This is a genomic window from Pseudomonas citronellolis (assembly GCF_900112375.1).
GTDB classification, from domain to species: domain Bacteria; phylum Pseudomonadota; class Gammaproteobacteria; order Pseudomonadales; family Pseudomonadaceae; genus Pseudomonas; species Pseudomonas citronellolis.
This window is the reverse complement of sequence record NZ_FOLS01000034.1, coordinates 80,316-88,980: the sequence shown is the minus strand read 5'-3', so window position 1 is coordinate 88,980 and position 8,665 is coordinate 80,316. Positions and strand designations below refer to the sequence as shown.

The window sequence follows — 8,665 nt, the reverse complement described above, 5'->3', positions numbered from 1 at the left end:
GGGGGCAACTCAAGGGACGCCGGGACTTATCCAGCAATCCCGGTTCGCCTTGCTCTTGGTAGCGTCGAAGCCACTTGTAGGCTGTTTTCGGACTGATCTCGAAGCGCCGGCACAGCTCCCGCACGTTGGCATCAGGCTGTTCTGCCAGGAGAACGAACTCATATCGACTGGACACAGGTGTGCACTCCTTCCACGGCATCGCTCGATCTCCCGATACGGCAATTCCGTGATCCTAAATGCGTTACCTATGTCTCCCGACACCTGTTACCCATGTCTCCCGGCAGAACACTTGCGAAACCCATGGGGCCGTGGTGATGGGTATCGCTTCGCTCAACGCCATCCTACGAAAAGCCGTGCTTTCCCGGAGGCGTAGGAGCGGACTCCGTCCGCGATCGGCCCCTGCAGAAACACCAACGCCCCGACGAGGCGGGGCGTTGTGGAAAAGCCGGAATCAGCCCGCATGCGCCATCGGCTGCGGATCGTATTCCTTGCGCACCTGGTACAGCAGGTCGAGGTTGTCGTGCTGCCAGGGGTGGAAGTCCTTGCGGAAGAAGTCGCGGTACTCGCGCAGCAGCGGACGGAACACGCCGTCCTTGCCCCAGCTCCATTTCAGGCCGTCGCGCCACACGCGCCAGTTCCACAGCAGGCCGTCGCGCTTGAGCATGTGCACCAGGCCGCGGAAGGTGTCGAGGACGAAGAAGAAGGTCGCCATCACCATCGCCCGGCGCAGCAGGCGGCGGCTGCCGCAGACCTGGTTGTAGACGTCGAAGGCCACCGCCTTGTGCTCGGTTTCCTCCAGCGCGTGCCAGCGCCACAGGCGTTGCATCACCGGCTCGGCGCCCTCCAGGGTGCGCGGGTTGGTGAGCAGGCCGTTGGCCATGATCGCGGTGATGTGCTCCAGCGCCGCGGTGGCCGCCAGCTGGCGGCGGGTGCTGAACTTCTTCTGGGTGTAGCGGATGCGCGCCTGGGCCAGTTTCTCGATGCGCGTGATGTCGTAGCCCTGGTCCTTCAGGCGCTGGCTGTACACCAGGTGCTCGCGGCTATGGTGGCCTTCCTGGCCGATGAAGCCGCGGATCTGCTCCTTGAGCACCGGGTCGGCGATCTGCTCGCGGAAGTTGCGCACCGAGTCGATGAAGAAGCGCTCGCCATCGGGGAAGAGCACCGACATGGCGTCGAACAGGTGCGACTTGAAGGCGTCCCCGCCGTGCCAGTGGCGCGGCAGCGGATCGGGCAGCTCGAAGTCCATGTGCCGTGGCTTGATTTCCAGTCCTGCGGGGGTCGTGCTGGCCATGACGGCTCCATTGTTGTGGGTTTCCATGGCACCGATCTTGGGCTTGCGGGGGAAGGCTCACAAGGTTATCTTCTGCCAACTTTCCGGTCATATCCGGCCAGTGGTCAGAACAAGAAGAAGCCCATGAAGCAACCGCTCAACTTCACCGCCGAACTGGTTCCCGTGGCCTACGCCCAGGCCCTGCTCGACCTCGCCGAGGAGCTCGGCGTGCCGCGCCAGCGCCTGTTCGAACTGGCCCGGGTGCGTCCCGAGGTGCTGCAGAGCCCGGCCGGGCGCCTGTCCTTCATCGACTTCAACCTGCTCGCCGGCGCCGCCCTGGCCAACTGCGGCGAACCGGCCTTCGGCCTGCTGCTGGGTCAGCGCCTGAACGTCTCCACCCACGGCATCCTCGGCTACGCGGTGTTGTCCAGCGCCAACCTGGAAAAGGCCATCGACTTCGCCCTCAAGTACTACCGGGTGCTGGGCCTGGCCTACGACCTGGAGCGCGTCGAGGAGCAGGACCGCTCGCAGCTGCGCGCCAGCGAGTCGATCCCCCTGGGGCCCATGCAGCGCTTCGCCGGCGAGGGCCTGATGACCAGCCTGTACACCATCGCCCGCTTCCTCGTCGGCGAGCCGCTGCAGGGCGTGGAGGTCGGCTTCGCCTTCCCCGCGCCGCCCTACGCCGAGCGCTACACCGAGGTGTTCGGCAGGCCGGCGGCCTTCGACCAGCCGTTCCACTTCATCAGCCTGCCGCGGGAATACCTCAACCGCCCCATGGCCCTGGCCAACCCGGCCACGGTGCAGATGTGCGAGCAGCAGTGCGAGGCGCTGCTGGCCAGCCTGGACGTGCAGGAAGGCCTGCTCACGCGCATCCGCCGCCTGCTGCTGGCGCGCCCCGGCGAGTTCCCCGACCTGGACAGCGCCGCCCGCGAGCTGCACACCAGCGGCCGCAGCCTGCGCCGGCACCTGTCCAGCCTGGGCACCACCTACCAGCAGGTGCTGGACGACGTGCGCAAGCGCCTGGCCCTGCAATACCTCACCACCACCCACCTGCCGCTGTACGAGATCGCCCTGCTGCTGGGCTTCAACGACCCGTCGAACTTCCGCCGGGCGTTCCGCAAGTGGACCGGCAAGCTGCCCACCGACTACCGCGCCGACTGAACACGGGGAGTTGAAGCGCGGCGGCTTTGCCGTCACCCTTGGCGTTTGTCGAAACCTGCCAGGAAATACCCCATGGACGCCGCCCAGCCCGCGCTGATCCGCGAAACCTTCCCCGTCGGCCCCCTGCAGTGCAACTGCACCATCATCGGCGACCCGCTGACGAAGAAGGCCATCGTGGTCGACCCGGGCGGCGACCACGAGCTGATCCTGCAGCGCCTCGACGCCCTCGGCCTGAAGGTGGTGAGCATCATCCACACCCATGCGCACCTGGATCACTTCCTCGCCTCCGGGCAGATGAAGGAGAAGACCGGCGCCACCCTGCACCTGCACCAGGGCGACCAGTTCCTCTGGGACAACCTGGAGATGCAGTGCCGCATGTTCGGCGTGCCCTACAAGCCGGTGCCGTCGCCGGACCAGTGGCTGCAGGACGACGAGGAGCTGGCCTGCGGCTGCGGCGTGGCGCTGCATACCCCGGGGCACACGCCGGGCTCGATGAGTTTCTGGTTCCCCGGCGCCAGGCTGCTGATCGCCGGCGACACCCTGTTCCGCCGCGGCATCGGCCGCACCGACCTGTGGGGCGGCGACTACGCCACCATCGAGCGTTCGATCAAACAGCGCCTGTACAGCCTGGACGAGGAGGCCACCGTGGTCACCGGCCACGGCCCGGACACGCGCCTGGGCGATGAAATGCGTGAGAATCCGTTCATTCGTGCTTAAGGTTGTTGTGGAATCTTTTGCACGTTCCAAGCTCTAACCTGCCGCCCGGGAAAGGGCGTATCGCTATCCGAGGAGTCCTCCTTCATGTTCACCGCACGTCGTCTGTCCATGGTCGCGGCCGTCACCGCCTTCGCTCTCATGGCCGGTTGCGCCTCGCAGAATCCCTATGACCCCAACACCCAGGTCCCCCAGGAGGGCGGCGTGAGCAAGACCGCCAAGTACGGCGGCCTGGGCGCGCTGGCCGGCGCCGTGGCCGGCGCGGCGATCAACCACGACAACCGCGGCAAGGGCGCGCTGATCGGCGCCGCGGTGGCCGGCATGGCCGGCGCCGGCTACGGCTACTACGCCGACAAGCAGGAGGCCCAGCTGCGCCAGCAGATGCAGGGCACCGGCGTGCAGGTGCAGCGCCAGGGCGATGACATCAAGCTGATCATGCCGGGCAACATCACCTTCGCCACCGATTCGGCGAACATCGCTCCGTCCTTCTACGCGCCGCTGAACAACCTGGCGAACTCCTTCAAGCAGTTCAACCAGAACAGCATCGAGATCGTCGGCTACACCGACAGCACCGGCAGCCGCCAGCACAACATGGACCTGTCGCAGCGCCGGGCGCAGAGTGTGGCGACCTACCTGACTTCGCAAGGCGTCGACGGTACTCGCGTGAGCACTCGCGGGATGGGGCCGGACCAGCCGATCGCGAGCAACTCCACGGTGGATGGTCGTGCGCAGAACCGTCGGGTCGAGGTGAACCTGAAGGCCCTGCCGGGCGCCCAGGGCACTGCGCCGCAGGGTGGGCAGCAGCAGTATCAGTAAGTGTTGTCTGGATGAAAAAAAGCCCGCCGGTTGGCGGGCTTTTTCGTTTGGGTGGTTGGGCCTTGGTCATGCCACCGGGGCGCCCGGCGTGGTTGGTGAATCCAATCGCGGACGGAGTCCGCTCCTACGCCCGTGCTTCCCTGGAGCTACGGATTTCCAGAGAAACATCCGAGCCCCGTAGGATGGGTTGAGCGAAGCGATACCCATCACCAGGGTCCGATGGGTATCGCAAGCTCAACCCATCCTACGAAAAGCGCCTCGGCGTATGCGGCCCCACCCGAAAAGCGCACCTCCTCAAGCCCCAGCCGGATACTCCCGGTGCAACTGCGCTAGCACCTGGTCCTTGCGCTCCCACAGCTGGTTCACCCAGCGCTGGAACTCCGCCCGGTAATCCGCATCCTGGTCGTAGCTCTTGCCGATGAACTGCCGCGGAATCTCCAGCTCCTCGAAGCGCACCACCACGCGCTTCAAGCGCCCGGACAGCAGGCACCAGAAGGTCGGGCTGCCGTCGGGGTAGTGGATGGTCACGTTGACCAGGGTGCGCAACTGCTCGCCCATGGCGTCGAGGACGAAGGCGATGCCGCCGGCCTTGGGCTTGAGCAGGTGCTGGAACGGCGAGCCCTGCTCGTCATGCTTGGCGCGGGTGAAGCGGGTGCCTTCGAGGAAGTTGAAGATGGCCACCGGGATGCGCTTGAACTTGGCGCAGGCCCTGCGGGTGGTGGCCAGGTCCTGGCCCTGCTTCTCCGGGTGTTTCGCCAGGTAGGCCTTGCTGTAGCGCTTCATGAAGGGGAAATCCAGCGCCCACCAGCATAGGCCGATGACGGGCACCCAGATCAGCTGCTGCTTGAGGAAGAAGCGCAGCAGCGGGATGCGCCGGTTGAGCTGGTACTGCAGGACGAGGATGTCGACCCAGCTCTGGTGGTTGCTGGTGACCAGGTAGGAATGGTCGTACTCCAGGCCTTCCAGGCCCTGGACGTTCCAGCCGGTGCGTTGCACCAGGTTCATCCAGCCCTTGTTGCAGCTGATCCAGCCTTCGGCGATCAGCCCCATGATCCGCCGGCAAACCGCCTGGGCCGGGGCGAAGGGCAGCAGCAGCTTGAACAGCGTCATGCCGAACAGCGGGACGCACCAGCACAGGGTGCTGAGGATCAGCAGCAGGCCGGCGAGCGAGCCGCGCAGGGCATGGGGAAGGAAGTTGAGCATGGATGTTCCTTGTACATGGGCGACGCTCGGCGGCGGCGCGTGGTCGGGGTTCCGGCCCCGCTGTTCGGGTGGCACCTTCCTGTGCCGGCGTTGGCCTGGGCCGCCGCTGGGCGGCCCTCCTTGGATCAGGTCTGTTGCGTATCGGCCTGGATCGCGGTGAGCGCGATGGTGTAGACGATGTCTTCCACCAGGGCGCCGCGCGACAGGTCGTTCACCGGCTTGCGCAAGCCTTGCAGCATGGGGCCGATGCTGATGCAGTCGGCGCTGCGCTGCACCGCCTTGTAGGTGGTGTTCCCGGTGTTCAGGTCGGGGAACACATACACCGTGGCGCGGCCGGCCACCGGGCTGTCGGGAGCCTTCTGGCGGCCGACGCCGGCGACGGCGGCGGCATCATACTGCAAGGGCCCGTCGATCAACAGATCGGGGCGTTTTTCCTGCGCGATGCGCGTCGCTTCCCGCACTTTCTCGACATCCGCGCCGGTTCCGGAGTCCCCCGTGGAGTAGCTGATCATCGCCACCCGCGGGACGATGCCGAAGGCCTGCGCCGAGTCGGCACTCTGCAGGGCGATCTCCGCCAGGTCACTGGCCGAAGGATCGGGATTCACCGCGCAGTCGCCATAGACCACCACCTGGTCGGGCAGCAGCATGAAGAACACCGAGGACACCAGGTTGTAGCCGGGCGCGGTCTTGATCAGCTGCAGCGCCGGGCGGATGGTGTTGGCGGTGGTGTGGATGGCGCCGGAGACCAGGCCGTCCACCTCTTCCAGGGCGAGCATCATGGTGCCCAGCACCACGTTGTCTTCCAGCTGCTGCTCGGCCATGGGCGCGTTGAGGTTCTTGCCCTTGCGCAGCGTCACCATGGGCTCGACGTAGCGGCTGCGCACCAGGTCCGGGTCGATGACCTCCAGGTCCGCCGGCAGGGCGATGCCGAGCATCTGCGCCACCGCCTGGACGTCGTCGGGCTTGGCCAGCAGCACGCAGCGGGCGATGCCGCGGGCGTGGCAGATCACCGCCGCCTGCACGGTGCGCGGCTCGCTGCCCTCGGGCAGGACGATGCGCTTGCCGGCGCGGGCGGCGCGCTGCGTCAGCTGGTAGCGGAACACCGGCGGCGACAGGCGCGGCTCGTGGGGCGCGCCGCAGCGCTCGCGCAGCCATTCGAAGTCGATGTGCCCGGCGACGTACTCGGTGACGTGCTCGGCGCGCTCGCGGTCGTCGATGGGGATTTCCTTGTTCATCCGCGTGAGGTCGCCGGCGGTGTCGTAGGAGCCGGTGTTCACCGTCAGCACCGGCAGGCCGCTCTGCAGGGCGCTGCGGCACAGTTCCATGATCCGCGCGTCCGGCGCCAGGCCGCTGCACAGCAGCAGGCCGGCCAGGGGCACGCCGTTCATGGCCGCCAGGCAGGCGGCGAGGATGATGTCGTCACGGTCGCCCGGCACCACCACCAGCACGCCGGGCTTGAGCAGGTGCACGGTGTTCGGCGCCGAGGGCGCGCAGAGGATGATCTTCTGCACCCGGCGCTGCTCGTAGTCGCCGGCGTTGAGCACGCTGGCGTTGAGCAGGTCGGCCACGTCGCGGGTGCGCGGGGCGTTGAGGTCGTCCTGCCAGGGGATGCAGCCGAGCAGGCGGAACTCGCCGCCGCGCATCAGCGCCGAGTGCTCGCTCAGGCGCGCGGCGAAGCGCCGGGCGGCGGCCTCGCCTTCCAGCGGGCGGCCTTCCTCGTCGACGTCGCGGACCTTGTTGAGGATCACCCCGAGCAGCTTCGGGTCGTGGGCGCCGCCGAACAGCTGGGCCTGGATCTCCAGGCGGTCGCACAGTTCGTTGAGCGTCTCGTTCTCCGGCGCCGAGACCAGGATGACCTCGGCGTCGGTGCTCTTGGCCAGGTGGAAGTTGATGCGCGCGGCGTAGCTGACGTGGCGGGTCGGCACCATGCCTTCGACGATCATCACGTCCTGGCCTTCGGCGGCGGCCTGGTATTCGCGGATGATGCCTTCGAGCAGGTCGTCCAGCAGGCCGTCGCCGAGCATCCGCTCGACCTTGCCCAGGGGCAGCGGGGTGGGCGGCTTCAGGCCGTGGGTGCGGGCCACCAGTTCGCTGGAGCGCTCCGGACCGTCGTCGCCGGGCTGTGGTTGGGCGATGGGTTTGTAGAAGCCGACCTTCAGGCCGGCGCGCTGCAGGGCGCGGATCAGCCCGAGGCTGATGGAGGTGAGGCCGACGCCAAAGCCGGTCGGGGCGATGAAGAAGGTATGCATCCGGGCTCCTTAAGCCGTTCGGGTTCGCTGCGGCCCTTGTGGGGCCGGGGAGGCAATCTTCAGCCGAGCACGGCCAGGGTGTCGAGGGCGATCTGGCGTTCCTCGTTGGTCGGGATCACCAGCACCCGCGGATGGCCCTGGGCGTGGATCGGCCCTTCGACGCCGCGCACGCAGCGGGCATTGGCCTCGCCGTCGAGCTGCAGGTTCATCACGTGCAGGTGCTGCACCGTGAGGTTGCGCACCAGGGGCGAGTTCTCGCCGATGCCGCCGGTGAAGATCAGCCCGTCCAGGCGTGGCAGGGCGCAGGTCATGGCCGCCAGGGACTTGGCCAGGCGGTAGCAGAACACCTCGATGGCCAGCGCCGCGTTGGCGTGGCCCTGCTCGCGGGCGTGCTCCAGGGTGCGCATGTCGTTGGACAGCCCGGAAAGCCCGAGCAGGCCGCTGTCGTGGTTGAGCATGTGGTCGATCTTTTCCAGGCTCCAGCCCAGGGTGCGCGCCAGGTGGCTGTGCAGGTTGGGGTCGACGTCGCCGCTGCGGGTGCCCATCACCAGGCCTTCCAGGGGCGTCAGGCCCATGCTGGTGTCGCGGCTCTGGCCCTCGGCGATGGCGCAGGTGGAGCTGCCGTTGCCCAGGTGCGCGCAGATCCAGTAGCTGTCGCCCAGGGCCAGGCCGCTGATCTCGGCGGCGCGGTGGCTGACGTAGCGGTGGCTGGTGCCGTGGAAGCCGTAGCGGCGCACGTGCTGCTCGCGGTACAGCGGCTCCGGCAGGGCGTAGCGGTAGGCGCGCGGCGGCAGGCTCTGGTGGAAGGCGGTGTCGAACACGGCGACGTGGGGCAGCTGTGGATAAAGCGCCATGGCCGCCTCGATGCCCAGCAGGTTGGCCGGGTTGTGCAGCGGCGCCAGGGGCACGGTGTCGCGGATCGCCTGGAGCACCTCGGCGTCGATCCGGCAGGCCTGGGTGAAGCGCTCGCCGCCGTGCACCACGCGGTGGCCGATGGCGTGCAGCGGGCCCTTCACAGCCTGCTCCACCAGCGGCAGCAGGCGCGCCAGGGCGACTTCGTGGCCGGCGCCGTCGCCCAGCTCCAGGCTGTCGCGCTGGCCGCCGCGCACCCAGCCGAGCACCGCGCCGGGCTCGCCCAGGCGCTCGGCCAGGCCGTGCAGGACGAAGCCCTCGCGATCCTCGCTGGCCAGGGCGAACTTGATCGAGGAACTGCCGCAGTTGATTACCAGGATGTTGCGTGCCGCCATGCTCG

The 8,665-nt window shown here is 67.8% G+C and carries 8 protein-coding genes; 3 read left to right on the top strand and 5 right to left on the bottom strand.

The annotated features are described in order from the left end of the window. Nucleotides 1-199: helix-turn-helix domain-containing protein (locus tag BM060_RS26565; RefSeq protein WP_143096606.1), on the bottom strand; the 199-nt coding region annotated here is incomplete at its 3' end. A gap of 252 nt (nucleotides 200-451) precedes the next feature. Then, nucleotides 452-1,291, bottom strand: coding sequence for a metal-dependent hydrolase (locus tag BM060_RS26560; protein WP_061562680.1), 840 nt, complete (start codon nucleotides 1,289-1,291; stop codon nucleotides 452-454). Between the two features lie 123 nt (nucleotides 1,292-1,414). Between BM060_RS26560 and BM060_RS26555 the strand changes: the two genes are divergently transcribed. From BM060_RS26555 to BM060_RS26545, 3 genes are all read left to right on the top strand, one after another. Continuing rightward, the gene (locus tag BM060_RS26555; protein ID WP_074984676.1) at nucleotides 1,415-2,431 is read left to right on the top strand and encodes an AraC family transcriptional regulator; all 1,017 of its coding nucleotides are present in this window, start codon (nucleotides 1,415-1,417) and stop codon (nucleotides 2,429-2,431) included. Between the two features lie 72 nt (nucleotides 2,432-2,503). Then, entirely contained in the window at nucleotides 2,504-3,148 is a 645-nt protein-coding gene (locus BM060_RS26550) for an MBL fold metallo-hydrolase (RefSeq protein WP_074984674.1), read from the top strand. A gap of 84 nt (nucleotides 3,149-3,232) precedes the next feature. Further along, nucleotides 3,233-3,961 (top strand): YiaD family glycine zipper/OmpA-like lipoprotein, encoded by a 729-nt coding sequence (locus BM060_RS26545; RefSeq protein ID WP_058070675.1) that lies wholly within the window; start codon nucleotides 3,233-3,235, stop codon nucleotides 3,959-3,961. Nucleotides 3,962-4,255: 294 nt separating this feature from the next. Here BM060_RS26545 and yihG read toward each other — a convergent pair whose 3' ends face one another. The 3 genes from yihG to BM060_RS26530 all read right to left on the bottom strand — a co-directional run bounded on the left by yihG (nucleotide 4,256) and on the right by BM060_RS26530 (nucleotide 8,660). After that, entirely contained in the window at nucleotides 4,256-5,164 is a 909-nt protein-coding gene (gene yihG, locus BM060_RS26540; RefSeq protein WP_074984673.1) for a 1-acylglycerol-3-phosphate O-acyltransferase, YihG family, read from the bottom strand. A gap of 125 nt (nucleotides 5,165-5,289) precedes the next feature. After that, nucleotides 5,290-7,413 carry a phosphate acetyltransferase gene (pta, locus tag BM060_RS26535; RefSeq protein WP_074984671.1) on the bottom strand — a complete coding sequence of 708 codons (2,124 nt, stop codon included), beginning with the start codon at nucleotides 7,411-7,413 and terminating at the stop codon, nucleotides 5,290-5,292. A 59-nt stretch (nucleotides 7,414-7,472) separates the two neighbouring features. Next, nucleotides 7,473-8,660 (bottom strand): acetate kinase, encoded by a 1,188-nt coding sequence (locus tag BM060_RS26530; RefSeq protein WP_074984668.1) that lies wholly within the window; start codon nucleotides 8,658-8,660, stop codon nucleotides 7,473-7,475. Nucleotides 8,661-8,665: the final 5 nt, after the last annotated feature.

Excerpts from the sequence above, each read along its gene's own strand:
- BM060_RS26560 (WP_061562680.1), bottom strand. The coding sequence starts at position 1,291 with ATGGCCAGCACGACCCCCGCAGGACTGGAAATCAAGCCACGGCACATG.
- BM060_RS26555 (WP_074984676.1), top strand. The coding sequence starts at position 1,415 with ATGAAGCAACCGCTCAACTTCACCGCCGAACTGGTTCCCGTGGCCTAC.
- BM060_RS26550 (WP_074984674.1), top strand. The coding sequence starts at position 2,504 with ATGGACGCCGCCCAGCCCGCGCTGATCCGCGAAACCTTCCCCGTCGGC.
- BM060_RS26545 (WP_058070675.1), top strand. The coding sequence starts at position 3,233 with ATGTTCACCGCACGTCGTCTGTCCATGGTCGCGGCCGTCACCGCCTTC.
- yihG (WP_074984673.1), bottom strand. The coding sequence starts at position 5,164 with ATGCTCAACTTCCTTCCCCATGCCCTGCGCGGCTCGCTCGCCGGCCTG.
- pta (WP_074984671.1), bottom strand. The coding sequence starts at position 7,413 with ATGCATACCTTCTTCATCGCCCCGACCGGCTTTGGCGTCGGCCTCACC.
- BM060_RS26530 (WP_074984668.1), bottom strand. The coding sequence starts at position 8,660 with ATGGCGGCACGCAACATCCTGGTAATCAACTGCGGCAGTTCCTCGATC.